The following is a 24,440-nucleotide window of genomic DNA, read 5'->3' on the forward strand; positions in this document are numbered from 1 at the left end:
GCCTCAACGGGAACTCTCAATGGCATGGCACGTCCGCTTCTGGCGCAGCGGTCGCCAGACCATATTAACATTGTGATACATTAAATACGCGTAAGGCTAGAAGGGCGGGCCATCCCATAATCAACATCCATGCGGACTAGCGGAGGCGGTAATAGAGCCGTCTGTCGGAAGCGTTGGCGACAGTTACGACAACGCTCTCGTGAAACGATCAACGGCTTCTACAAGGCCGAGGTTAACCATCTCCGGGGACCGTGGCGCAACTTCGAAGCCGTGGAGTTCGCCACGCCGGAATGGGTCGGCTGGTATAACAACGCCGCCTTCTGGAGCCTATCGTCAGCATACCGCCAGCCGATGGCCGAAGAACGATACTACGCCATGCTGGACGCAGCAGCCATGGCCGCATAACTTAAACGAAATGGCCTCCGACAAACCCGGCGCGGTTCAGACGCTATATCCGTAATCAAGAAAAGGTCGACAAGGCTTATGACTTTGCCGACCTCTTTAACGGGCCTACTAACACATAGCAAAACCGCTTCTAACGGCTCGGCGCAGCGTTTCAAATCCCCACCTTTGGTGGAGGACGTGACTTTTCAAAAGCGGTAGGTCCAAGTCCATTCTACACTGCCCGCTGTCCGCGGGGCAGACATCCCCTCTGTGCCTCTTCGAAGGAGATGCTCGGTGAAATTCACCTGCTCCGGAGTCATGCCTGACCTGTCGCCGTCGAGCTTTGCCTGAAGCGACTTCACATCATCTTCTGTGAGATTAATCTCGCGTGCCATAAAAAGTCTCCCTATAAGATTGTGTTGCGAACATCACCGATAAGCGACCGCAAACCACAACACTCGACTTGCCCCTCCTTCCCATGCAACTGGCGAAGACGCACATCGTGCGGGCATCCGCCGCTACAGATTGCATACTCGGGGCACCCAGAAGTATGCAACTTGGCGTCGTCCACCACCTTGATGGCAGATGCCAATTTTGTTGAATCCCTCATCATTTCACCCAGTCCGATTGACTCTATGTTGCCAAACGTGAAGTCAGGATCGCCTACATACTTGTCGCAGGCGGAAACATCTCCGTTAGGCTCGATAGTCAAGTATCGACCCATGCAGTTTTCTCTATAGATGCAAAGTCCTGTATATCCCGCTTTCACCGCGTCAACCAATGCTTGCAATTCGCGAATGGTTATTGCGCTACGATAGTCCCTCCACCAAACATCGAATAAATCACGCAGAAAATCAGAAAATACTTTCCATGGCAGCCATGATTCGTCACTATCCCTGATGCTGTTGCTCGGCAACGCATTGAGGAGGGCGACGGCGGGGACCTTTAAATCGACCAGATATTCGAGATAAGCTCTGGGTCCCAACTTTATTACGCATTCATCAACCACGGCGAGCGCTCCCACCCGCAGGCCAGAGGCCTGCAACATGGATATTCCTCTCTGCACTGCAGCGGATGTGCCTTGGCCTTTCTTGTCTACCCTTCGCAAATCGTGAACTTCGGGCGGTCCATCGATACTCACTCCAATATTGACTCTGTATTTCTTGAAGAGTTCAATCCATTCTGGAGTGATCCGCGTTGCATTAGTTTGAAGTGAATTAGCTATCTTCATATTTGGGGCGGCGTACTGCTGCTGTATCCATAAAGCGCGCTCCACATACTCGATTGGCAGGAGGGTTACTTCTCCCCCATGCCAAACAAAGTCAACTTCGTCGATGTGAGGAGAAGTTAATACCTGATGACTGATATTGGCAAGCGTTTGCAGGGGCATAACATTTCCCGCGCCCGACCGCCAAGAATGACAGTATGTGCATCGGAGATTACATAATCTTGTGGCTTTCAATATTATTACAACGTGCCTGCTGGGGGTAGAGAAAGTGCTTTTTGGACCATTCTGTATTCGGCGAACGATATCGTATTCCTCTTCAGAGAAGAGGTCTAAACCAGATCGAAATCTTAGATTCCATATGTCTATGCCATCTTCTTCTATAAGCGGCATAAAGGCTTCGGCCGATTTTCGTGGTAGAAGGGCAAGTAAAGACTCTAGTGCATCCCCTCCTTCGGGAGGGCCAGATCGAGGGGGTTCAAATACTTCTTCGGCGACAATCTTCATTGTAAGCGCCTCCCTATCGACAGCAATGCTACCTCATAAATTGTAAAAATCAAGCAAGAATTGAGTAATCATGGCATCATTAGTATTTGAAGTTGCATTTTTAATCGCAAAAATATATCTTTGGATTCGACGCAGCTTGTAGATGGATATACGGGAAGAGTATTCGGGGATTCCCACAAATATACGCGAAGTATTTCTGTGAGATTATTAATTGCCTGTTTAGGGCCGACACTGGGAGGGGCATCTATAATTTGTCTCTTGAGTGTGGCCATCTTCTAGATTTGCAGTGCCTTAACAGCTAGAACCGATCAACAAGGTGAGCGCATGAGCACTTTTGAGCAACCAGAGATCGTTAGTCGTGAAGATGTCGTAAAGATGGGAGGTCTGCTCCCTCTTACGGACGCAGAGATCAACAGTATTGCTGAATTGGTAGGGGTTTCGCCTAGCGAGATTACTAGGCTACCCGTGTATCGGGTCATTTCAAGCGGTGATTGGACCCCGTCCTTGAAGGATTTCTTGGCAGAGTCGATGAGTAGAATGCCCTTTGCTCACACCAAAGCTGCGATGCAGGGGTATCTTACCCTAGAAAAAGTGGAAGAGTATGCGACAGGAAAATTCACAATGCGTAATCCCGTTACTGGCGAAAGCGAAGAATTTACACTCCTCTACCCGTACCCGAACCTTAGCTGGCGCACACAATTTGCTAAAATTCTGATACATTAATTGCATCCGCTGGATGCCTTTTAGACTCTTCTTGAAATGGCGGAAATCCGCCTTCACCTTCATAACGTCGCGCACCGCAAGAGATGAACCATCTGCCTGGCGGGGCGGCGGATAATCATTTAGGCGTTTTCGACGAACTCAAGTAACTTCATTCGCACGTGAACGATGGCAGGGCCGCTGGCTTGAAGTCCGCGCATGAATGCCGCGCTCCAACTATTCGTGCCTGCGGTGATTTCTGCAATTTTTCGGTCCTTACCAATCCGAGCGATCACGGCATCCAGAGCATAGTCGTCGAGATTCACCGCGAGCGTTTCGTGGTAGGTTGCCCACAGATTCACGGTTGAGATCATGAATTGCTTCCCGAGGACGTTCCTAAGGTGGAACTGAACGAGGCTCCTCCTCGGCTCACCTAAGTCCGGGGTAGGAACCGGACGAAATGTCGCGGCACTATAGGGGGCGTCGATTTCCACCTGCCAGACAGGCCCGTTTGCCCAGGCGTCGAAATACGGATGAATGAACCGCTCATGCTCTGCTTCTCCCCTGTAAGTCTTCCCCTTTGTGCTTGAATTGCAGTGCATGCACGCGGGCACCAAGTTTGCGCGCATGATCGAAAATTCACTGTAGGTTGTCCGCGGGAGATAGTGGTCTAAGCTGCCGATGACTGGGGAACCGCACATTGGACAGTACTTTAACTGCTTGTTATCGCGTATAGCCTTTAATTCAGGGGAATTCTTTCTCCCGTCATAAAGGTCGTATCGTCTGTGGTGAAGATCACTATCAACATAGAGGGGATCGAAGGCCCACGGATTCCCACCGACGGCTCGATATGCCGCGTATGCTGCAAGCCACTCCTGCCTACCCGGTGCGAAAATTGGATCCCGGCATAGGGCTTCAATCTCGCTGTCGTCACCATCAGCGGATGTTGGTACGGGTAAGCTGCGCATCAATTTCCTGCGTCGTTCTGTTTCAGACGTGCGGCTATTATGGAAAGACTCTCGGCATTGAGTCGGTCACCAAACCGCTCGATCACGGCGTCGATGCCCATCCCCTGGCCGACTTCATCAGCCCAAGCTTCAAGCCTGTCTTGATAGCGATGCGCCAGGTTCGTGTCGCCGAAGACAAACTGTGAAATGGTGTCGATGCTCGCGCCGAAGGTTTGCATGCGCGGCCGGACAATCTGAATATCGCGGCCGTCCATTGTTAGGACATGCACCTGATCTCGCGGGACTTCCCGGACGATATAAGCCGAATGGGTCGCTATAATCGCGACTGACCCGGTCACCTCAAGAAGGTGTTGAAGTAGCGCCATTATGTCTGAGACAAAATTCGGGTGCAGGTGGTTTTCAGGTTCATCAAGTATCAACAAAGACCCTTGTTCGATCGATGCAACGAGCTGCGCCGTAAGTCGGACCAATGAAATCTCCCCGCTGCTTAACGCGCGAGCCTGGAGATCCTCGTCCATTATGATCGGCATCCGGTTCCAATCAATCCGCCGCAGCAAGAGCAACGTATTCTGCTCTCCAAGTCGCCGGGCCAAGGGAAAGTAGTGATGTCCCCCAATTTCCACCTCATGCGGGAGACCTTCGTCCGCCTCAGGGGCGGCCAGTGGAAGATAGATCTGATTCCAAATCCCGATGGCTGTAAGGCCATTACGCAAGATGTCGATACGGTCGTGGTTGTTTTCTACTTGCGCGAGGCGTCGATCATCGTCGTCGCGAACGCAGGTTACCAATGACTCTAGAAGGGTGTCAGGTCGATCCCGTTCCGCATAGTTCACGGCGAAGTGCTCGTAGTCGATCCCGAGCCAAGCTCCGATCTGTTTTGGAAACGGATCGTTTGGAACGGACGAAAAGACTAAGACACGTGATACTTCCAATGGCGGATCAAACGCAGGAGCGTTATCAGTCAGCTTATTCGGATCGGCTGTCGTCAGCGCGTCGATCATTGCCTTGAGCAACTGTGTCTTGCCCGTGCCATTTTTGCCGATCAAGACGTTGGTACGGGTCTTGAAGATCGGGTCTTCGTCGAAGTCGATGTCCAGTTCGTACCGATTTTGCGCGCTTCTCAACTGGGCGGTGAAACGCGACCTTCCGCGCGCCGCGTCTTGGACATCGGGCGGCATCACCTGTCGGAAATAGCGACTCCCCTGCTTCAGCGCCGAGAACGCCCCACCTGCTCGAATTATGCCGAGGTAGAAATCACGGCTTCCTATCAATTCTAGCCGTGGCTGATCTTGGTTCTCAATCCTGACGACCACCGCGTCACCAAGCCGGCGGAGACTGGCGATGGCCGCCTCGAACCCAAGTTTCGATACAATCTGCATATATTGATCGCGTTTAGGAAGGAGCGTAGCGAAGTCCGGCTGGACCTCAGCGATCGGCCGAATGTCCGCGCCACCTAGAATTTCAGCCATAGCGTCAGAGGTGCGATTGAATCCGCGCACCATCAAACGGAAACGGAATACCGTCGGGTCACCATCTAAACTGGCGAACATCATCCTTGCCAGATAGGTGTGGCCGAAGTCGTCGAATTGCTCGGGATCGGGCAATACAGCCACATACGGTCTCGGCAATTCAGCCGCCAGCACAGCCTCTCGGCTTTTCGCGAAAACAATCGTCACTTGGGCGTCGGCTGGAATTCTAGGCATTGCTAATCTTTGAGGTTAAGGAGCCAATAAGATGCCGCCAGGTCCGGCCGCATGGCGCTCAAGAAGGCCAACGAATTCATCCAAACCTCATGCCTCGTGGATGTTGTTAAGACCGTTGATGCGCGTTGAATTCGTGGCCAGCTCTAAAGGCGAGCGTGAACATTTCTCAGTGAGTGCCATTCTTGTTCTACCCGTTCTACTGCATCGCGTGCTGTTGGCATCCATCCATTCAAACTATAAAATGAGTTTTCTCGCAGCCACGTCGGCTGAATGATCTCCCACTTCCACTTCCCTCCTTTCCTTCGTGAATTCTTATCGAAGCATATGCGCGCAAAATTTTCTTCACCATCCCAAGCTGTAAAATCTTCTTTTTTCTCCCCCGGACTTGTCTCTACCCACCGATGGTGCGGTTGGTACTTTTGTTTATTGATTTCAAGCAGTGCCACGTGCGCTCTGATCACTTTGTCAGTTGGATGGAGAATAGCGGTAGGTTCATCGCTTAAAGCAAACGCAGGCAAGGATGAATCGGGATTTTCACGGACAATACCGAACGCGACGCGGTAGTCATTCGCTTGCCAGTGGTCCGGGAAGCCTGGGGACTCATGCCCATTCTCAAAAATGGCGCGGTAAATGCCCCCTTCTTCGTCGATCCACGAGTGATCTTCGGGGCTCTGGAGCGGCTCAATGCCATCAAGCGCTGCCTTAGCGTAGACCTTTTGGCCGAGTTCGGTGATCAATAGCTTGCTCGACACACTGTCTTGTGTCGCCCAGCCGTTGTCGATTAATGACTGCCAAGTTTTCCGACCGACTCCAAAGAAGGCTCCAAGCGGAACTTTCTTTCCCGTGGAGAGACGCGTAAGTGCGGTTACTTGTCGGCGGTCGATTTTGCGCATTCGGGAAATCCTAGTCAGATATAGCTCTGTTTTATGGACACAAGTGTTAGAAATGAATGTACGAAATGCGGAGGTTCGCGCTTTAACGCGTGGAACGCCTGCATGGATTGCCGAAATATTCGCGGTCACGTTCGGAACGCGAGACTGAAAGCAAACGGCGGCAAGCATACCACTTCCGAATGGAGGGCGGTCCTTGCTGCCAGTCCAGTATGTGCTGAATGCGAGCGTCCATGGGATGCCATTCCCAAGCGGCTGGATCCACGATACAAATATTCGTGGACCAAGGGGCATAAGACAGCGGTCTATCATGGCGGCACTGACGACATCTCGAACATTCAAGCCGAATGCTATGAGTGCAATTTCGAAAAAAATGCGGGCGCGCTTAAGCGTCCGTGAGCAGCGTTCTAGAGTGTACGAAGACTTCGCCCTTCGGTCCTGCTTGGTATTGTTGAACGTTTAGATGGCGTTGGTCTGCATTGATTGAGGAGGTGGTGAAGGTGGGTTGGCGCACATATCAAGCTTACGAAGATGTGAACAAGCGAGCCTTTCGGACCTGGAGGGCCTCATTATCGTGGCCAGAATACCTCGCCTGGAAATGGTCTCGCTGGCGGGGCTTTTCGTTAGGTGTTCTCACAGTTGCGATTCCAGCGCTCCTGTTCATTTTCCTGCGTTAGACAAGGTTTCAGGTCTGCCCTTGGAGAGCCACACCATGAGCCTTGGCGAATGATGATAGTCGGTCACTATCATCATTCTTTTTGCTTTTTTCTCTTTCCGCCGGCAGGCACCATGTAGGCATTCTCCCGAGTGCCAAATACATGGCATACCAGTTCATCCACCTCGAATGCTACAGCCGGAAAGCCGACCGCCAAGGTCGGTCATCGGACTTCATTTTAGACGAAGCGGCGCGGCAACCGATCGCCTCTGTCCACGTAGCTGACCCGCATCCGCCGACGATCATATACGGCCTCGACATCGAAGAAGTCAGGGCGATGCACGACACCGCAGCGGCGGCCGCGATGACCGCGGGCGCGCGGGGAAGGCTCCGGAAAATTCAGTCCCGGCAGAAGACGCTCCATACCGTCGTCGCGAGCCATCCATACACGGTCGCGGAAGTCCGCACCAACGGGGACAAGCTCGTCGAGGTAAGGGACTGGGAACAACGGACCGTCAAATGGCTGCGGGATCAATATGGCTCCGCGCTCAAGTCTGTCATCCGCCACACCGACGAAAAGCAGCGGCATATCCATGCCTATATCGTCCCGACATCCGATCCGGAAATGAGGGCGGCCGCCTACCACCCCGGCATCGTCGCAAAGCGAGCCGTCATGATCGCAGGACCAAGACCGGGTGAGGATGGCAAAGCTCTGAACAAAAGGTCGAACGCGGCGTACAAAGCGGCGATGCGTGAATGGCAAGACTCTTATCACGATGCCGTTGCCGTTCCGTGCGGGCTGACGCGTCTGGGTCCTGCGCGACGTCGCCTCACTCGGGAGGAGTGGAAAGCCGAACAAGCCCAGGCGAGAGCATTACAGAATGCCCTCGGTCGGGCCGCCCATATTCAGGCCAGAGGCCAAGCTTATGTCGACCGCACCAAGGCTGAGGCGGCCGCGATCCGCGCCGATGCCGAGAAGGGCCGGGTCGCGGCGGAGCGCCTGAAGGGCATTGGTGGTGCAATCCGTTCCGTTGCCGACGGCATCCAACAGTCGCGGGTTCGCGAGCAGATCCGGCGTGAATTTGGGCGGGACCTTGCCGCAGCTCAAGCCCTTGCCGAACGGGCAAGATCCGATGCTGCGCGAGAGCGTGAGGCACGAGCGGAAGCCGAAAAGCGAACGTCCGACGCACGTCGGGCGGCACGGCATCATGCGGCAGCGGCAGCAATGGCAAGGCAGGAGGTTCGGCGTCTGTCGGACGCACTCGCGGCCGCGCTCGACGAACCCCCACCGATACCGGGAGGACCGAGACTATGAAGTCGACAGGCGACGAACTTTTCGAAAAGAACGCCCACACGATGCTCCGCGATATCGGCATGGAGTACCTACCTATCGCGAGCGGTGCAGATCTCGATGCGGTAAGATGGAGCCTGACGCACCGCGCCTTGCCGCAAGGCCGGCGCGAGGCATGGCTTGAACAGGAAGCGCCCGAACTGCTTGCCTATCTCGAATGCATCGACAGGCACGGCGCGGCGGGATGGCGCACCGCAAACGAGCGGGTGGAATTGGTCGCGAGCGTATTCCGACAGAATTGCGGCCTTCCGGAATGCCGGCGACCCTGGCTGCGCTACCTCTGGAACACGCTCCCAGAGATGGCGTCCATTGGACGGATGATCCTTGACCGTCAGTCCGACGAACTCTGCGAGTTCAGTCTGGCTGACAAGGCGTTCGCAGCCGAAGACGTCGCTCGATATGGCGAAAATGATGGTGGAGAAGGCAGCTCGGGAAAGGTGGGATCGGCTGGAACGGTAGCAGTTCCGAAGCCGACGCCTCGGCGGAACCTTCGCCTTCGGCAAGTCCCTGTCCTGCTGACGGTATTGGAGAGGGAAATTCTCGGGCTGAAAGATGAGAGTAAATCCGCCAAACCAAAAATTGATGGCCCGTCAGGGACCGACGGTCCCGGCGGCACTGATGGCCCTAAGGTTACTGGCAAGAAAGGCGGGCCGAAATGATTGACCTGCTAGCTGAGCCGGCCTCATCCAACCTTGCATGGCAGTGGGTATCAGCCGTCTTGCCGGGCGACACGACTTCGCCATGGGGAAAGACCCTGGCAATCTTCACCTCGACCCTATTCACGTTGTCGGCCCTGTATCTCGGGTACGGGACTATACAGGGCATCGTCTCTTCTGCTTACTCGGGCAAAGTCCTCGGCGACCGCTGGCACCAGATATGGACACCGCTGCGGATCGTTTTCGGCCTCGGCTTACTTCTGCCGATGCCGTCGACCGGGTTTTCCGGCGTGCATTACCTGCTCCGCGACGTCGTTGCCCGCAGCGGCATCAATCTGGCCGATGCCACATGGGAAACTTATGTTTCAACCGTCGCAAAGGATGGTGTTCCGATCGTGGCTACGTCCAAAAGCGGATCGACGGTCGCGATGATCGTCTTGAGGCATGAGGTTTGCGCAGCAGTGTACAACGCCGCTGGAAACGCTTGGGGCTGGAGGGCTGAGGTCCCCGCCGCAAATGGCGAGATTGTTGGAGAAAGGGTCTTCTGGAGCTATGGCGCGACCTGCGGGGCGTATTCGTATTCCATGCCCTCCGGTCACAGCACCTTTGCCGATTCCCGGCGCGATGCCACAGCGAAACTCGTCGTCGCGTTCCGGAAGGAAGCCGCCCGATACGCAGAGATCGCGGCACATCGGGATGGCATTTCCTCGGGCGACGGTATCAACCACGCCATTGCAGACACTACACTGTCGGCGCATCTCGTGCGTGACATTCGCGCCATGGGGGCAACTTTCGACGCGACTGTCGTGACCGCAGCCAAGGCGGTAGCCGCGTCAACGGATACAGCGTCACGCTCGAAACTGGTCGAGGCTGCGCAACAGCAGGGATTTCTGACGGCCGGAATGTACTGGCGCAATCTCAGCCAGGTTTCCGAACTTATGACATCGTTGGTCAACGAGATGATCGAAGATACCCCGCCACGAACGGACGGCGATTTCGGCCTCGCGCTTGATCGAGCGTTCAAAATCCTCGATCTGCAGGTTTCCGGTGAGTCCGAGCGGGTGAGCATTTCTGCCAACGATTTTGCCAGCGCCGGCGACGAAAACGCGGACTTCCTGACAAAACTCCTGGCACCAGTCGCGAGATCAATGGCCGAGTGGGCGTCATCGTCCTCGAATGATATGACGGATCGAGATGCGATGGGCGCTTTGATCTCGTCTGGTCACGCCATGATTTCGACCGCCTGGGCGGCGATCGCTGCCGGAGGGATCGCAATGGTCGCCGGATCCAACTGGATTTCATCATCCGTTGGCGCGGGCGGTGCTGCCGCTTGGCTTCTTGACTGGAGCAAGTGGGTGATCGGCGGCCTCATGATCATTGGTGCGCTACGTGCTTATGTGATCCCGATCATGCCCTTCGGGTTCATTTTTATGGCAGGAATGACGGTTCTGGCGTCTTTGATGGAAGCCATGATTGCCCTTCCGCTTTGGGCGATGCGCTGGACGAAGATGGATAACGGCCACGACTTCGCAGGCGACAGCGTGAAGATGGGTCTTTTGCTAATTGTGAACATCGCATTGCGGCCGTCGCTTGCAGTGCTCGCCCTTTGCGCTGCTTATCCAGTTTTCAACGCGACATTGGGAACATTGGACACACTTTGGCCGACGGCCTTTCTCGCTCAATCCGGAGGGCATGTCGTCGGGCTCGTCGGCTTTCTCGTTATGACCGCTATACAAGCATATCTCGTCTGGTACGCGACCATCAAAGGGTTTGGGCTGATCTGGGCCCTGCCGGACAAGGTATTGGCCTGGGTCGGCCAATCTGGGACGGGGGGCGAGGCATCTATGGCATCGGGGGCATTCGGCGGAATGATTGCTTTGGCCGGCAGAGGAACCGTGCCACGCTTGTCTTCTGGTCTCATGAAAACAGCGAGGGTGAAGAAATGAAAAAAGTTCTGATCGGCGTAGCTGTCGGGATATCGACGAGCGTTGGATGTGCGCTCCTCAGGCTACCGGACTTGTCTGCCAGCCTGACAACCTTGACAGTCTTCGGCGGTATCTGGGCCACGCTTGCGGTCACTGCGGAATGGTTCTTCGGGCGGTGGCGGACATCATGTAGAAATACGTGATGTCACAACGTGTACATCAATCTGGTCAAAACCCCTGAAACGAAAAAATTACACTTCCGCCAAAATAGATGTTGACCGCGCGCTCTATCCGGACAACCATTAAATTGTCGAAGGGACGAAAGAAACTTCGACAAACTTAACCGCCGCACAGGCGGCTCTGAAGTTTAAGACATATGGAGACATATTAGTCTGTTCTACATCCCCACGAGGGTTTAGGAAGCAATCAAGGCTACAGTCTGGATTTTTCCGTTCTCGTTCCCCATTGAGGGTTGTTCACCGCCGCGGAGGCGGATTTTGGAGAGCGGCTTTTGGGCCGCTTTTCTTTTTTGTCGTAGCTTAGGTACAATCGAGTTCGCGCTCCCGTCTGCGTAAGTGGCTGAGCCTCGGGGACATTTTTGTTCATCCACCAGGGTCGTTGTCCGCTGGAAACAGACCAGATGTAACTTGCTAATTCAGGTGAAAGTCCTCATATCTGCCGCCCTGAAAGCGGATAAGCCTCTACAGCCGTGGATCGCTTGTGCGCCAATTGCGCCGAAAGACGACTCGACTAAGGACACATCCTCTTCAGCCGCTGCTATGGTCGAACCGCTGAACACCCAGCTCCGCATTATTCGGAATTTGGAACCCCCGTCCTGATCAAATCCGCCTTTATTTCAAAACGCTTCCGATCTCCCGCCTTGGGTACGAAACTTGGTTGGATAGCTGGTGGCACCGGGATGTAAATCTTGTCCTTGAGAATAATTGTGGATGTCCTCTGAGACCCTCCACCCGCTTTTTCTTCTACAAATTCGGTCGTTTGCAGATCGTAGTACACGCCGAATTCACCTGAGTGGTGAATGAAGATAAACAGTACCTTTTGTCCTCCCCAGACAACCGAGGTAGAGTGTGGTTGAGTAAAAAAGTCGCCGAACTCCGCGTAGGCTTTGGGCGCGAGGGCAATGAAGCAACGATAGCCACGAAGGTCTTGTTCTGACGGCTCGATGGTTATGAGCTTGGCGGCGGCACTGGACTCGGTACGCATCATCGGAGGTTCGGCAGCCCACTGTGCCGGGACCTGCAACTCGGCGTTCAAGTTGCGTTCGTTTTCCAAGAGGTCGGGCACGACTTCGCTGACAGCAGTGGCCTTTTCCAGATACTGGACGTTTATCTGCGCCTTGAATTTCGCCCGGTCGATAAAGTCGGGAAGCGAGATACGGCCTTCGTTGTAATCCATCCATATTGACGAAAGATCATCCCATTCGTCGCTGTCATATTCGAAGGTCTCGCGCTTTCGGCGCATTGCCTGGATAAAGGCCTCGGCCCCAACGCGAGTGCTGCTGGGCACAAGGCTTGAAATCTGCGGGAAAATCGAAGTTCGCGCAAAATCCTTGGCTAGGCTCCTGAATGCGTCGACGTGTGTGACGAATACCTGAAGAAGAGTCGCAACACTCGGTGCCGACGGACTGAGGATTATCCTCGGCTTGCTTCCGGTGGAGCCGGTATGGAGAAGCACGGGAACCCCATGGGATATGTCGCCGAACGCAACAGCGATATCGATGAAATAATCCTCTGAGACGATGGACTCGAGCCGAAATGCAACACCCCATTTCGTATTGTCGAGATGAATTCCTTCCTCAATATTGGAGACGGTAGGTTTGTCCGGAATGTTTTTGATTGCCGGAACTTGCGCCAAGAATCCCTCTTGGCACTGACGGCGTGGGTTGCTTCTGGAAAGCACAAGTAGCGTGGAGTCATCGGACGCGAACATCTTGATGACGCCTGGATCGGAGCCACCGTAAAACTGGACCTGTGCGCTAGATTTTTCAGACAACTGGCGCGCTTCATGCAACGAGATATCCTCTTTACCGGAATTCTCGATTAGCAGCTTCCCCGCTAGATCATAGCGATGGTGGGACATCACCCACTGCATGAAGGGCGTGCTTGAGTTGCATTCATCGATCAACGCCAGCCGCTCGGAGACGAAGTTTTCGATCTCTGAAAGCATTAGTTGGAGCAACCTGACGCCATCAGAGGTGAGCGCCTCGCGACCCGCAGTTGGTTCGAGTATCTGAAGGTCCACTATACCGCCAAAATTGTACAGGGAACTCAGTGGGGCCATGGCCAATCCAAACCCGCTCCGAGCAGTTTGTATCGCGCCGTCGCCGCTCTTGATCGCAAGATGGCCAACGAGCGATCGCCCTTTCCAAACAATGTCGCGCAACACAAACCTAACGACGGCGTTGGAGGATACCGCCATTTCATATGATCCTTGGAGCTGCGGCCCTATCTTGGCGTTCACTCCGGCCTCCTGTTGGGCGACTGGTATGCGGGGTACCGCCGTATCCAAGCCGACCTGACTGATTAGTTCGTTGTTCACGAAAATAGGAATGTCGACGAGACGAACAAACTCTCTTAGGTATTGTTTGGCATTCGCGACGTCAATCGAACCAGGTTCGATGAGCACTGCGGTGATCTTTGTTCCGGGGCTGCCTTTGGTCTCAGCGCCGATCATTTCTACGCAGTCTTCCTTGAGAGACAAGGTGTCGCGCTCTGCCTTCGATATCGTTCTCTCGGCCGTCCGAGCGCTCTCCGTCTCGACGACCAAGGCTTTGGCAACACCGAAGTTTGCCATGGCTCCTATGCCGAATGTGCCCACCACGCCTGCAGCCCGAGCTTCGGGAGTGTTCTTGCTACTGCTTCCGGCTGTCCAAAAATGTCGCCGAAGCTCCTCGCGCGACATCCCCACCCCGTTGTCTTCGATCGTGATTTGCTCAGTCTGGACGACGACGTCGATCCGCGGATCGAACTCATCTCCTTTCTGACGCCGTTCACGGACCGCATCAAAAGCATTTTGTACATTCTCCCGTAGGAGGGCGAGTGGCGACTGATAGATTTGCTTGGCCAAGAGTTCGATGACGCGCGAGGCCTCGACGTCGAACGGGATAAACTCTGCGTCCATTAAGGTTTCTCACTCATTTTCAAAAGGTTCCGACGCACCTCAAAGGTGTCACGGTAGACGGCCGGCAACTTCCCACTGGAAAGCACTAGGTCCAACTTTGTGATATCCTTCAATTGATAAGCTGCCTCTGCCGCTCCCGCCGCTTCATCGGCATCGTCAGTCGGCCAAAAGGTGCCCCAAAGAGACTCCCAGTCTTCGCTAATCTTCAAGGCTTGCAGCAGAACCCATCTGGGGTAGGTCGCGGGCTTCGGCTTCATGTGTAGCAGTGTTGACGTCATATCGGACTTCCTCCCCTGCCGATTATGGTCGTCGACGGCCACAGTGATTGCACGGAGCTGCTTGTCCGCAGCATCGGTGATCAATCCGGCAACGTTTAAGCGGGGTGACCAGGTGATCGGCACCATGCCGTCGACAAAGCGACCATTCCGTTTCGGTTCGAACTGATTGCCTTCCGCCATTTCTCTTACGTGCAGACTTCCAGACTCGAACGCTTGATCGAAGCGGACGATGTTGTACTGCCGATTTGTCCCCCGCGGCAAATCAGTCCAGCCGGCGCACAATGAACCCGAGCTTATTACAGACATTGTCGCGCCACCGCCTATGCTTACGGACAGGTCGGTACTTTCAGCGAGATGTTGATGTCCATGAAACCCCATCTGGAATCCCAATCCCGCCATTTCGCGGATGTTCTCGATGCTGAGGTAGTCTTCCTTGCTTGGGGGCCCGTTGACACTGTGATGCCAGACAGCGGCGAGCAAATCGGGCTTCAGCCCATTTTTTCTAAGGTGAAGCGCGCAGCGCCCTATGACGCCTGGGGTTAGATCCGCCTCGTACCGTAGGTGGTCATTGCGGTGGGTAGTTTCGAAGCCCGCCAACAACATTCTACCGCCGAATAGCTCAAACAAATTGAAACCCCGACGCCGATCTATCGGGAGCGGCAGGGCCACGCCCGAATAAAAAGCTTCGACCGCGTCCCAATATCGCCCCAGCCGATCGGCATATGTATCGTCGTCGATGATCTTGTAGAGTTTCCGTTCAGCCCAAGACCACCTCAGCGCGCTTTCGCGGCGGCCAAGTTCTTGGCGGAGGTCTCTAGGATAGGAGACATCTGCGATCTCTTCCGACGCAGCACGGGAGGTGTTCCAGCAGATGTCGTGGTTGCCGGGTACAACAGCGACCTTGGACCGATCACCCCCGAGCAACTCTTCGCATAAACGCTGGATCAGATCGAACGCTCCAGCGTATTGATCTCGCATCTCACGATCAAAGTTTGCCACACCAAGTCTTACGCCTTGAACGAGGTCACCGCTCACAATAAGGCCGTCTGGCCACTCGTGAGAGGCCGCGAACCGATCAATATCCGCAGCGATGGCCGCAAGTAATGTATCGTTGTCGATGGGCTCTTGAGGTGACCGATGAAGGTCGGAAAGGTGAATCAAGGTAGGCATGAAACCAGCACGTCCACGACAGGGATGCTATAATTACACAACAACTAGCAAGAGAAATTGGATTCGCCCAGCCCTTATCAGAGGCATCCACCGTTGCAAAGGCCGAATAGAAAAGCGGCAGTCAAGCCGCCAATCTTCTTGGCTCAAAATGCTGCATTGCGTCCGCGATGCCGTTCCCACTCTTTGACTATGGGCCAATACTCGGCGGAAAGCCTATGGGTCATGGTGACATTAACTCTGTCAAGGTAGTTCCAGGCGTCTCGCTCTGACAACGTTGTGATGCCCTCCAACGTGCCGAGGATAAGGCCGACGGAACATCTGACAGAGGTGGCCCCGGTCAAATCCTCCGGTGCGGCTTCGCCGGTCAGGACGGCTTCAACTCTCTCTCGAACTTGTTTTTCGAACATGGCTTTTCCTTCACGCTGCGCGGTCGGTTTCTACGAGAGCGATGTAGCCCTCGAACATACCGTTCGCGAGGAGAGCGGCTTCTTCACCTGCGTAGTAATCCCCGTCCGCCTCGTAGACTCCGAAAAACCAGCGGTTACCCGGATCGTTTGCTCCGATCGAGTTTTCACGCTCGTACTTGCTCACCGGGAAATGGTCGAATTTGGTGTACCCGATCTGTCCAACCTTCTCGATGCATTCTTCGAGCGTGGAGCCACAGACCCAGATCGCGCCTGTTGTCTCGTTGGTGAGGTATTTCATTTCATTTCCTTTCCTATGGCCGTCAAACTCGGCCTTTGTTTAAATGGTTCTGTCATTCTCGATCGACTTCAAGACGGTTAGATGCCGGGATTTGCCGGGTCACAACGGCCTCGCGTTTGCAGGAGGTCGTCCCAGGCCGAACATGCATGCTCGGCTCGGGCAAAAGCTTGTCCTGAACCGCAGACTATCCCCGCAGCGAGGACACGCGAATCCTGTCGCAGGTACCAGCACCATTCGTTCGCTTTGCCAGGCAGCCGCCCCACGTAGAGGGCGTAGTGTTTGCCATGCCGCCTTACTCGACACCGAGCGTAGATGTCTGTTTCACACCAAGGAAATTGCATCCTCGCCTCCCGGAAGTTCGTTGGAATGGAGGAGTTGGGGAAGCGGCCAAGCCGCCCCATTAATGCACTTATGCATCTTCGACTTCGAAGAACGCGGCGACGGTGTCAGCATCAGCATGCTGTTCGGCAAATTCGCGGGCCTCGGTGGCGTCCAACGGGCTCAGCCCCACGCCGCCAGTGCTACCGTTGTTCCCCGACGGCTGGCTCCAGCGTGTCAGTGCTCCGCCTTCCCCCGCGAGGAAAAAACGTCCACGCGTAGTAATGTAGAGAGATGTCAGCTCATACCGGAAGTCGTCGGTATAATCGCCGCTTTCGTATGTGCAGATTTCGGTTGCGGTAGCTGAATTATAAAGCTTGCCACCAATTACTTTCGAAATTTCAATTTTGGACATGCGCCGTTCCTTTGTTTAGTTGTTGTCGTTTATGAGCGACCGTTGGCTCTATTCGGCCCAGGAAAGAAGGCTCTCGGCCATCTGCATGCTTGCCCGGCGGGCCGCAAGTTCAGTCGAGAACCGACGAACCATGGGCTGGTTCAAAATCAACCGACTCTCGAAAGTGCCATCAGGCTGCTCCGCGACCTCGGCATCGACACGAGCATCCAGTTCGGAGACGGAGGTTTTGACGCGCTTCAGACTTGCATCAACCCAGATCGACCCGATGGACTTTTGGGTGATTTCTGCGTCAGCCTGGTCATGCTTTTCGATCTCGGCCAGACCATATCTTTCAATCGCCCCGTTCAGATATTTCTCTGCCCAGTGCCTGATCTTGAACGTCTTGGCTTCGACTTCATTCTCGCCGACGAGATCATTGATCGTGATCTTCCAGCAGCCTCTCAGCGGGTTGACCCACAACTGCTTGCCTTCTGCGAGATTGATGGCGATCAGCTTGCCAATGTCGGCGTTCAGTGCTTCTTCAATCAATTTCATCTGGTAGTTTCCTTTCTGTTTTTGGGTGGCCGACCAAAGAGTTGGCAGGCTGTTCAACAAGTTCGCCACCTATCGCGGCAGCATTTTCCGGGCAAAGCTCCGCCCTTCACGTCCAGCGTGCTCCATTGACCTCTTTCTTTGATGCTTTGTGTTAGGCGGTTTTCGCGGCTGTCAGGACGGTTGCCGCAACAAAAGCAAGCTCGTGCAGATTTCTTGCCGCAGGGATTGCATGTGTACTTACGTGCATCAGCAGAGCCTCTTTCATTGCGTTGCCTTGATCAACATCGACGCGACAAACGGTGTCGGGCGTGCCACAGGACGTCAACGCGCAACACCAGAAAATTTCAGTCGATGCCGCGAGATCCGACGAAAATAGGATAGACATTCAGGCTAAAGCCAGGTGTTCAAAAGCCAACAAAGAGGCTCTATTTCCCACTTTGATGCACTTCTTCGTGCTAAAATGGCGCAAAAGTCTCGGCTAAAGAGTATGTTAACCAAAAGGACAACTTCAGGATCGCTGGCGATGGTAGTGCGAGCGTTTTTACATTCCGACATCCGGACGGTTGCAGGCTAAACCCGTGATGTCATGCCGTCATGATAAATCACATGACGGACTGGATTCGCGTAAATAATTGATTTAAAAAAGAATATCCCATATCCGTCGAAGCTCTTATCATGCGCGCCAGCGCCTCGTTCAATTCTCGTGAGAAATGGCATTAGTTCACGTCTCATCGCGGACATTGCACGGCGCATCTTCATCATGCAGAAGGGGCGTCATCGGAATGCTGTCTAGTCCATCGAAGTCGAACTTGCGTGTATCAGCTTCTTCAACAGGGTCCGCCATCGGTCTTCTATCCCGCCTCTTGGGCCTTTTCCTGTCTTGGCGGGCATTGAGAAATTCAGCATGGCATCGAAGCGCGGAGCGCATATCCGATTGTGCGTTCAAAGACGAAACTTCTTTGAACTCTGCCATGCTCTCGAGCGCTGCTATCTCTTCTTCAACTTTATGGAACGTGCGCCCTTCAAGTATCCGGCGCGCCCGCCAAAGGCTGGACTTTATGTTTCGAGCACGTGTGGCGGATCTGCCGCTTTGTTTCAGCCAGTCCAAAAACTCCTCCTGATCGAACATCAGCGTTGTTCGTCCTTGTTGACGTGCCAGGATGATGCCCCCGATGATCGCGGCAGTCGCCGCGGGAACACTGTTGCCAATCATTTTCGAACACTCATCGATATTTTTTGGCCATCGCCAGTTCGATGGAAACCCCTGCATCTCTCCGTACTGTCGAAGTGTAGGATACGCCAATGACGTAGGCGGTCCTGCATCAAGCGCTTCTCTGCGTGATAGCGCTCCGGTTCCGGCGTAACTGCTGCCGGTAATTGTCGGAATTGGCTTGTCCAGCGGGACGTGTCGGGGAGAGTCAAACTGACGCCGCATGTATAGCATTTCCGCACTACCAAGATGCTGGTCTTCCGCGCGATATAGCTGCTTTAGATTCTCATCGAGGAAAAGACGTTGTTTTAAACTCCTGTCGCGCAGAACCGATTTGCTTTGATCGGAAAAGAGTGAGCGGACGGGAAGAGGCTTTTTTGATTTGCCTTGTTCGATCGCATTGACGAGAAAATCAGCGCGTTCGCCCAACCTTCCGACGACGAAGAGACGCCGCCGCTCCTGCGGAACGCCGTAATAGGCACAGTTGATCTTGGACTCCGATATTCCGTAGCCAGCTTTGAGAAGGATTTCTCGTGCTACGTTGTAGGCCTCAGATGTCAGAGCCTCGATAACATTCTCCATTAGAAACCATTCTGGCTTCGCCGCCGCGACGATCATAGCGAAGGTGACGGTTAGCTCGGCATTGGCGGCCTCCTCACGCTTTCCAGCGGAACTGAAGTCCTGACATGGTGGCCCGCCGCAAATCATGTCCGGCTTTAGTGCCATGATTTCCGGCAGCACATTTGACGGTCGGCTGAGGTCAGCCACTCTGGCGACCGGAGGCAAATTCAGATTGTAGGTCTGAACAGCAATCGGCAAATGATCATAAGCGGCTACGACAGATATGCCAGCATCGCGCAAGCCACGTGAAAGACCTCCTGCACCGCAAAAAAGTTCCACCGCGCTCATTCCCATTTTTCAATACCTCGAAGAGTTTCGAAATTGGGCCTTTATGGAAAGGTCCGGACAACCATATTCAGTTCACTTGGCGGACGCGCGTTGTTGCATACCTAACTTTCGCATTGCTCGAAGGATGAGGAAGATCGCGAAAAGAAACCAAGAGCCGCCTGCTATAAGTCCGATCAGATGCGACAACTTGGCTGACAACAGGTACAGCACGAACCAACTTGTTATCGCGGCCGGAATGGTCAGTGTTTTCAGAATTAGATTCATAAGCCTCTCCTAACCGGATACGGTCCAGCCAGATGCATTCAGAGCCGCGATCAACTTCTCACGTCCATCAGCCTCACGGGTGAACCAAAGGGTATCGGTGTGATGCAAATAGCCGACCTTCTGAAATAGCAGGACAAGTTTGCGTCCCTCGGTGGTCGTCGGAGATCTGTCGAATGCAGGCCGAAATGAAGTTTCGAATCCGGGCTGATCGCTCCAGTCCAAGTAGATGCGTGGCATATTAGAATTCTCTCTAAGTCTCGGATAATATGAGGTATTTGTAGCATTTCTATCTGGTGGAGCCCAGGCGAAGTTGAGGGCTGCCGCGTCGTTGGCTAGTGATTTGTTTCCAGCATTGCTCACATTTTAATTTTTGAGCTTGTTCCCGGTTCGATCCGCGCAGGAGACGTGAAGAATCCGACCGAAGGTCGTAACCGATGTTCCCCGTCCCGATGTCTTCGAGCCACCTTTGCGCGCAACTTCAGTCACCCGGAGAGCCGGAACATGGTGTAGGACGGACGGCCGCGCCGTTGACCGAGAGAGCACAATGGTAGAACCCCGTCATCACGCGGCCGCCACGTGACATGGAGTATTGCCATCTCCAGTAAGTGCCGCATCGGCCATCCGATCAGGCACACCGACCTCGGTGCTCGCTCTTTTGAAAATGTTGATGTTCCTGTCTCGTGGGTTACGTTCCGTAGCTTGTTTTTGAGCGAGGTACTCGGCGTACAGCCGTAGAGCTTGTCGAAGGTCGGACTTCGTCCCCGCCGACATGCATTGAAATTGTTCGGATGTCTCCAACGTGTGAATCTCAAGGGCAGGTTCGACAAACGTCCTTCCGCCCAGAAGTCGTCGCGCGCGATTAAGATTGGCCTTTACATTACGGGCTACCGCACGGCTGCGGCCGCGCCCGACAAGCCATTCCAGAAAGCGCCCCTGCACGGCTGGAATGTCATTTCCCATGTGACGAGAGAGGATGATGGTTCCGACTACCTTGGACACAGGGGGCGGGACCGCGTTGGCAATCATCTGCATCTGGTGCTGGCGCGATGTCTTCGGCCATTCCCAATTCTCCGGAAACCCCTGAATTCGGGCGATCTGCCTGAACGTCAGTTGCGCCACGGCACTGGCACACACCGGATCGCCGGGATTCGGGTTGGCGAGATAACGCGGACCCGCCCGCTCCCAGGACGTCCGCGTGACAGTCGGAAAGGGTTCGTCGATAGAACGCACACCCCTGCCGGCCCGCACCGGGCGCGAATAGATATAACCGTTCTGGATGAGCGCGGCATCGGCCGAATGCGCGACGTAGCCTTCTGGTAGCGGCCGACCCGACGCCGAGCGAATGGTTGGCATAAGTTCATCCGCAGACCAAACGCTGCACCTTGCGCCATTACGCGCAGGCAAAAAAACGGCATCAGGAGATTTAGCTTCGAAAAGATCCCGCAACGTCATGGGACGTTCCGCAGCAGCCGAGGCAATGGCCGATTCCAGAAAGCCATCTCGCTCACCGAGCCGTCCCACGACCAGAAGGCGACGACGGTTCTGAGGCACTCCATAATATGCGGCGTTCACCTTCGAGACCGAAAAACCGTAACCCGCGCGACGGAGGATTTGTTGAGCCTTGGTCCATGCTTCCGACTTGTGGGCGCGGACTACGTTTTCCATGACAAACCACTCTGGACGGACCGTCGCGACGATGATCGCAAACGCTACAGTCAGGCTTGCGTTCCGCCCCTCAATCCTCTTTCCAGCCGTCGAATAATCCTGGCATGGTGGCCCGCCGAAAATGAGATCCGGCGTAAGCGCTGTAATCTCTGGCACGACAGACAGGACGTCGGCCAAGTCGGCTTGCCGAACATGGCCGCCCACATTACGGCGATATGTTTCGACCGCGGCAGTCCAAGCGTCATACGCACGGATAACGTCGATTCCCGCATCAATGAAACCGCGCGACATGCCACCCGCGCCGCAGAAAAGTTCAACTGCCCTCAATCCATCGGCCCCTTCACGTATTTCTACGTGACGGAAGATGCTACCAAAGACGTTGACGGCGGCGATATACGGCAGGGTAAAACTACCCGTGCAGGAGACTTTCTGCAGTTCCCTTTTGCAGCGTCCGTTCCAGCGCCCTACAAGAAGGTAGGGTCATCTTGTCACACAAAAAGAGCGTATCGGAGCCCCGAGCATAGCGACGGTTTCCGGCGGGGCGGGAATTCGCGCATGCGATGATCGGTTCCCGAGGTTGCCGCAGGAGCATCAGTGAAGCGCCGCACGGCGGGATGCGGGACCGACAGCCTCCGACATCGCATTCCTTTTACATCTCCAGCGGGAATACGTGGAAAAGACCAGTTGCATTCTTGCCGTCATTGTCCGGAATAGGGTTTGTTGAGCAACGACGAAAATGTTCGATTATCTGCCATATGAGAATGACGCATGCCCAAGCCCCTGACTTTCCGAGCTCTGTCGCAAAAGATGCTCGATAGCTGGATACAGACGGACCCAGAGCGGCCTGCGAGGCCGGAAATCATCTACGCCGGCGCTCTTGAGCATATGTCGCCGACGATGCGACTGACCGTCTATCACACGGATCCCGGCGATCCCATGGATTGGTTTCTAGAGGCGATCCGGCATATGACAATACCCGTCAGCGGCTCCGTGGATTTCCGAAAGTTCTTCGAAAGTAAGCGGATCAGGGAATTTGAAGATCAGAATTATATCCGTAGTGTGGTTTTTCCCGCCGTTCCCGAAGTCTATGCCTCAGGCCAACACCGCATCGAATATGTCAGGACACAAGTCCACGGGAACGAGATCGGCTATCAACGGCTGCTCCTGCCGCAGAAATCAAACGGTCCTCCGAACTGGATCGTCTCCTTTGTCGAGGCGGGCTATTTGCTCAACAAGCCCGTGACTCCGTCAACGCCAGACGCCGAAGACCGAGTCATCGTCCAACTGGTGGCCGAAGGCAACAGCGCGAAAGAGATAGCGAAGTTTCTAGACCTGTCCCATCGCACCGTAGAGCATCGCCTTGAACGGATAAAGGAGCGGTATGGCGCTCGCAATATTCCGCACCTTGTTGCGATGATCATTGGTGGTCAAGCCAGCCAGGCTGGCGACAAATCGCAGTAATCACTTGATGAGTTGCATGATGCTTTCGGACTTCCCGTTGGCGATCGAAAGGGACTGGATGGCCAATTGCTGCTGCGTCTGCAACGCCTTGATCCGTGTCGACGCCTGATTCATGTCGGCATCTACCAGGCGACCCACGCCCTTCGCCAAGGTATCCGTCAGCTTGCCGATGAAATCGTCTTGGTGATCGAGCCGGGTCTGGACAGCCCCCACTTTGGACATTCCTGCGACAATGTTTTCTATGCGTTTGTCCAGCTCAGATATAAGGACGTCGAATCCCACTTTAGGATCGGTGCCCCCCGTCTGAGCCCACCATTCTAGCGGTCTCAAGAGGTCCTTTAATTGGGAATCAAAGACCGAAGTTCCAAAATCGTAAGTCAACGGGAATGCCCGTCCTACATTAGGCACACCTGACGGACTAATGAACGTGTGCCCAACAAAATAGGGACCGCCGAGAAAGCCGCCTTCTGACTGACCAAACTGCGGAGATATAATCGGGCCGTTGTAATTGTAGTCGACCATGGTCGTATCTGCGAGCGACAACGATGTTTTCTGAATGCCACCCCCAGCAGTATATCCAGTTACAAATTCTATCGTTGACGACGATGCGGATCTTCCATCTGCCTGGTGCACGAGGAGATTTACTCCTGAGAACGACGACGACCTGATAATCGTCGAGATCTGATCGAAATGCTGAACTATTTCACGGTCAACTTTAGCCATTTCGGACTGGTCAAAAGCTGGGTCTGAGGACGGCCAGTAGGGCTGAGTGCCTATTGATTGGGTAGTCGTTGGAGTAGGAAGGTCCCTGGCACCGACCACCAGTGTCTTGATTGTTGTCAGCTCCGAACGAACCTTATCCATTCCATTGTAGGTTACATCGAGAATGCCTTTTGCGATCCCGATGCTGTCGGAAACAGTGGACAAGACCGACTTGTCAGAACGCATACTTGTCGCGATTGACCAGTATGCGGCGTTGTCGGAAGCGCTTTGCACGCGTAGGCCAGATGAAATCGTCCGCTGCGCTCCGTCGAGGGAGGCATCGACGCTCCTTAGCGTCTGCAGAGCGGCTATCGCCGAAACATTGGTTCGAATGCTCGTCATGCCGCCTTGGAAAGTCTGCGCCTGATTTCGTGAAAACGCCGTTCCCCACGGTCGTCTGTCCGACTGAATATCGTTCACAGGAGGTTAACGCTGGTTGCAGGGCACCAGGTAAAACTACCCCGCTGAGATACTCGGGTGACTCAAACAAACCACTGAGGGACAGCTTGGCAGGATTTGCCGATGGGCGATTTCGGTAAAGGGTAGATTTACCCTTCGGCTTTCGAAATCCTAAAACCTGAGCGTGCTATCAAGTGCGGCAACAGGGAAGGACGGGATGCTCTTCCTCCCGGATATCAGGACAAA

20 protein-coding genes and 1 pseudogene are annotated in these 24,440 nt (G+C 54.4%); 7 read left to right on the plus strand and 14 right to left on the minus strand.

Annotation, left to right across the window (positions count from 1 at the left end; genetic code table 11):
* Window positions 1-136: 136 nt before the first annotated feature.
* Window positions 137-405: pseudogene (locus tag LQK84_RS20500) on the plus strand (integrase core domain-containing protein); the annotation flags it as partial.
* Window positions 406-790: 385 nt separating this feature from the next.
* On the opposite strand, the gene LQK84_RS20505 reads toward LQK84_RS20500, so the two are convergent.
* Entirely contained in the window at window positions 791-2,116 is a 1,326-nt protein-coding gene (locus LQK84_RS20505) for a radical SAM/SPASM domain-containing protein (RefSeq protein WP_230830588.1), read from the minus strand.
* Between the two features lie 324 nt (window positions 2,117-2,440).
* Between LQK84_RS20505 and LQK84_RS20510 the strand changes: the two genes are divergently transcribed.
* Complete coding sequence (locus tag LQK84_RS20510) at window positions 2,441-2,839, plus strand: hypothetical protein (RefSeq protein ID WP_230830589.1); 399 nt, start codon at window positions 2,441-2,443, stop codon at window positions 2,837-2,839.
* 119 nt (window positions 2,840-2,958) lie between these two features.
* Here the strand turns inward: LQK84_RS20510 and LQK84_RS20515 are convergent, their stop codons facing one another.
* The 3 genes from LQK84_RS20515 to LQK84_RS20525 all read right to left on the minus strand — a co-directional run bounded on the left by LQK84_RS20515 (window position 2,959) and on the right by LQK84_RS20525 (window position 6,379).
* Window positions 2,959-3,189, minus strand: coding sequence for a hypothetical protein (locus tag LQK84_RS20515; protein ID WP_230830590.1), 231 nt, complete (start codon window positions 3,187-3,189; stop codon window positions 2,959-2,961).
* Window positions 3,190-3,782: 593 nt separating this feature from the next.
* On the minus strand, window positions 3,783-5,459 hold the full coding sequence (locus LQK84_RS25280; RefSeq protein WP_230830591.1) for an ATP-dependent nuclease: 1,677 nt from the start codon (window positions 5,457-5,459) through the stop codon (window positions 3,783-3,785).
* A 170-nt stretch (window positions 5,460-5,629) separates the two neighbouring features.
* Window positions 5,630-6,379, minus strand: a complete 750-nt coding sequence (locus tag LQK84_RS20525; protein WP_230830592.1) for a hypothetical protein — start codon at window positions 6,377-6,379, stop codon at window positions 5,630-5,632.
* A 102-nt stretch (window positions 6,380-6,481) separates the two neighbouring features.
* Between LQK84_RS20525 and LQK84_RS25370 the strand changes: the two genes are divergently transcribed.
* From LQK84_RS25370 to LQK84_RS20540, 4 genes are all read left to right on the plus strand, one after another.
* A complete protein-coding gene (locus LQK84_RS25370) occupies window positions 6,482-6,775 on the plus strand; it encodes an HNH endonuclease signature motif containing protein (RefSeq protein ID WP_442966996.1) in 294 nt (97 codons plus the stop codon).
* A gap of 419 nt (window positions 6,776-7,194) precedes the next feature.
* Window positions 7,195-8,346 carry a plasmid recombination protein gene (locus LQK84_RS20530; RefSeq protein ID WP_230830593.1) on the plus strand — a complete coding sequence of 384 codons (1,152 nt, stop codon included), beginning with the start codon at window positions 7,195-7,197 and terminating at the stop codon, window positions 8,344-8,346.
* Window positions 8,343-9,041: a hypothetical protein gene (locus LQK84_RS20535; protein WP_230830594.1), complete on the plus strand. Its 699-nt coding sequence runs from the start codon at window positions 8,343-8,345 to the stop codon at window positions 9,039-9,041. Before LQK84_RS20530 ends, LQK84_RS20535 begins: the two co-directional genes overlap by 4 nt.
* Entirely contained in the window at window positions 9,038-10,984 is a 1,947-nt protein-coding gene (locus tag LQK84_RS20540) for a DotA/TraY family protein (protein ID WP_230830595.1), read from the plus strand. The genes LQK84_RS20535 and LQK84_RS20540 overlap by 4 nt, the downstream gene beginning before the upstream one ends.
* A gap of 789 nt (window positions 10,985-11,773) precedes the next feature.
* Here LQK84_RS20540 and LQK84_RS20545 read toward each other — a convergent pair.
* The 9 genes from LQK84_RS20545 to LQK84_RS20585 form a co-directional block, all read right to left on the minus strand.
* On the minus strand, window positions 11,774-14,104 hold the full coding sequence (locus LQK84_RS20545) for an ATP-binding protein (protein WP_230830596.1): 2,331 nt from the start codon (window positions 14,102-14,104) through the stop codon (window positions 11,774-11,776).
* Complete coding sequence (locus LQK84_RS20550; RefSeq protein ID WP_230830597.1) at window positions 14,104-15,552, minus strand: metallophosphoesterase family protein; 1,449 nt, start codon at window positions 15,550-15,552, stop codon at window positions 14,104-14,106. The genes LQK84_RS20545 and LQK84_RS20550 overlap by 1 nt, the downstream gene beginning before the upstream one ends.
* A gap of 143 nt (window positions 15,553-15,695) precedes the next feature.
* The gene (locus LQK84_RS20555) at window positions 15,696-15,959 is read right to left on the minus strand and encodes a hypothetical protein (protein WP_230830598.1); all 264 of its coding nucleotides are present in this window, start codon (window positions 15,957-15,959) and stop codon (window positions 15,696-15,698) included.
* 10 nt (window positions 15,960-15,969) lie between these two features.
* Window positions 15,970-16,257: a hypothetical protein gene (locus tag LQK84_RS20560; RefSeq protein ID WP_230830599.1), complete on the minus strand. Its 288-nt coding sequence runs from the start codon at window positions 16,255-16,257 to the stop codon at window positions 15,970-15,972.
* Window positions 16,258-16,666: 409 nt separating this feature from the next.
* Window positions 16,667-16,990 (minus strand): hypothetical protein, encoded by a 324-nt coding sequence (locus LQK84_RS20565; protein WP_230830600.1) that lies wholly within the window; start codon window positions 16,988-16,990, stop codon window positions 16,667-16,669.
* 48 nt (window positions 16,991-17,038) lie between these two features.
* Window positions 17,039-17,584 carry a hypothetical protein gene (locus LQK84_RS20570; protein ID WP_230830601.1) on the minus strand — a complete coding sequence of 182 codons (546 nt, stop codon included), beginning with the start codon at window positions 17,582-17,584 and terminating at the stop codon, window positions 17,039-17,041.
* A 661-nt stretch (window positions 17,585-18,245) separates the two neighbouring features.
* Window positions 18,246-19,643 carry a DNA cytosine methyltransferase gene (locus LQK84_RS20575; RefSeq protein WP_230830602.1) on the minus strand — a complete coding sequence of 466 codons (1,398 nt, stop codon included), beginning with the start codon at window positions 19,641-19,643 and terminating at the stop codon, window positions 18,246-18,248.
* Window positions 19,644-19,715: 72 nt separating this feature from the next.
* Entirely contained in the window at window positions 19,716-19,907 is a 192-nt protein-coding gene (locus LQK84_RS20580; RefSeq protein WP_230830603.1) for a hypothetical protein, read from the minus strand.
* A 561-nt stretch (window positions 19,908-20,468) separates the two neighbouring features.
* The gene (locus LQK84_RS20585) at window positions 20,469-21,899 is read right to left on the minus strand and encodes a DNA cytosine methyltransferase (protein WP_269072206.1); all 1,431 of its coding nucleotides are present in this window, start codon (window positions 21,897-21,899) and stop codon (window positions 20,469-20,471) included.
* Between the two features lie 441 nt (window positions 21,900-22,340).
* Here LQK84_RS20585 and LQK84_RS20590 point away from each other — a divergent pair, with 441 nt between their 5' ends.
* Window positions 22,341-23,033, plus strand: a complete 693-nt coding sequence (locus LQK84_RS20590) for a helix-turn-helix transcriptional regulator (protein WP_230830605.1) — start codon at window positions 22,341-22,343, stop codon at window positions 23,031-23,033.
* Here the strand turns inward: LQK84_RS20590 and LQK84_RS20595 are convergent, their stop codons facing one another.
* Entirely contained in the window at window positions 23,034-24,215 is a 1,182-nt protein-coding gene (locus LQK84_RS20595; protein ID WP_230830606.1) for a flagellin N-terminal helical domain-containing protein, read from the minus strand. It abuts the gene before it with no gap.
* Window positions 24,216-24,440 lie beyond the last annotated feature (225 nt).

It is taken from the genome of Rhizobium sp. C4 (assembly GCF_021026315.1).
GTDB lineage: Bacteria > Pseudomonadota > Alphaproteobacteria > Rhizobiales > Rhizobiaceae > Ensifer_A.

Excerpts from the sequence above, each read along its gene's own strand:
- LQK84_RS20505 (WP_230830588.1), bottom strand. The coding sequence starts at position 2,116 with ATGAAGATTGTCGCCGAAGAAGTATTTGAACCCCCTCGATCTGGCCCT.
- LQK84_RS20510 (WP_230830589.1), top strand. The coding sequence starts at position 2,441 with ATGAGCACTTTTGAGCAACCAGAGATCGTTAGTCGTGAAGATGTCGTA.
- LQK84_RS20515 (WP_230830590.1), bottom strand. The coding sequence starts at position 3,189 with ATGATCTCAACCGTGAATCTGTGGGCAACCTACCACGAAACGCTCGCG.
- LQK84_RS20525 (WP_230830592.1), bottom strand. The coding sequence starts at position 6,379 with ATGCGCAAAATCGACCGCCGACAAGTAACCGCACTTACGCGTCTCTCC.
- LQK84_RS25370 (WP_442966996.1), top strand. The coding sequence starts at position 6,482 with ATGGATTGCCGAAATATTCGCGGTCACGTTCGGAACGCGAGACTGAAA.
- LQK84_RS20530 (WP_230830593.1), top strand. The coding sequence starts at position 7,195 with ATGGCATACCAGTTCATCCACCTCGAATGCTACAGCCGGAAAGCCGAC.
- LQK84_RS20535 (WP_230830594.1), top strand. The coding sequence starts at position 8,343 with ATGAAGTCGACAGGCGACGAACTTTTCGAAAAGAACGCCCACACGATG.
- LQK84_RS20540 (WP_230830595.1), top strand. The coding sequence starts at position 9,038 with ATGATTGACCTGCTAGCTGAGCCGGCCTCATCCAACCTTGCATGGCAG.
- LQK84_RS20545 (WP_230830596.1), bottom strand. The coding sequence starts at position 14,104 with ATGGACGCAGAGTTTATCCCGTTCGACGTCGAGGCCTCGCGCGTCATC.
- LQK84_RS20550 (WP_230830597.1), bottom strand. The coding sequence starts at position 15,552 with ATGCCTACCTTGATTCACCTTTCCGACCTTCATCGGTCACCTCAAGAG.
- LQK84_RS20555 (WP_230830598.1), bottom strand. The coding sequence starts at position 15,959 with ATGTTCGAAAAACAAGTTCGAGAGAGAGTTGAAGCCGTCCTGACCGGC.
- LQK84_RS20560 (WP_230830599.1), bottom strand. The coding sequence starts at position 16,257 with ATGAAATACCTCACCAACGAGACAACAGGCGCGATCTGGGTCTGTGGC.
- LQK84_RS20565 (WP_230830600.1), bottom strand. The coding sequence starts at position 16,990 with ATGTCCAAAATTGAAATTTCGAAAGTAATTGGTGGCAAGCTTTATAAT.
- LQK84_RS20575 (WP_230830602.1), bottom strand. The coding sequence starts at position 19,643 with ATGAGCGCGGTGGAACTTTTTTGCGGTGCAGGAGGTCTTTCACGTGGC.
- LQK84_RS20580 (WP_230830603.1), bottom strand. The coding sequence starts at position 19,907 with ATGAATCTAATTCTGAAAACACTGACCATTCCGGCCGCGATAACAAGT.
- LQK84_RS20590 (WP_230830605.1), top strand. The coding sequence starts at position 22,341 with ATGCCCAAGCCCCTGACTTTCCGAGCTCTGTCGCAAAAGATGCTCGAT.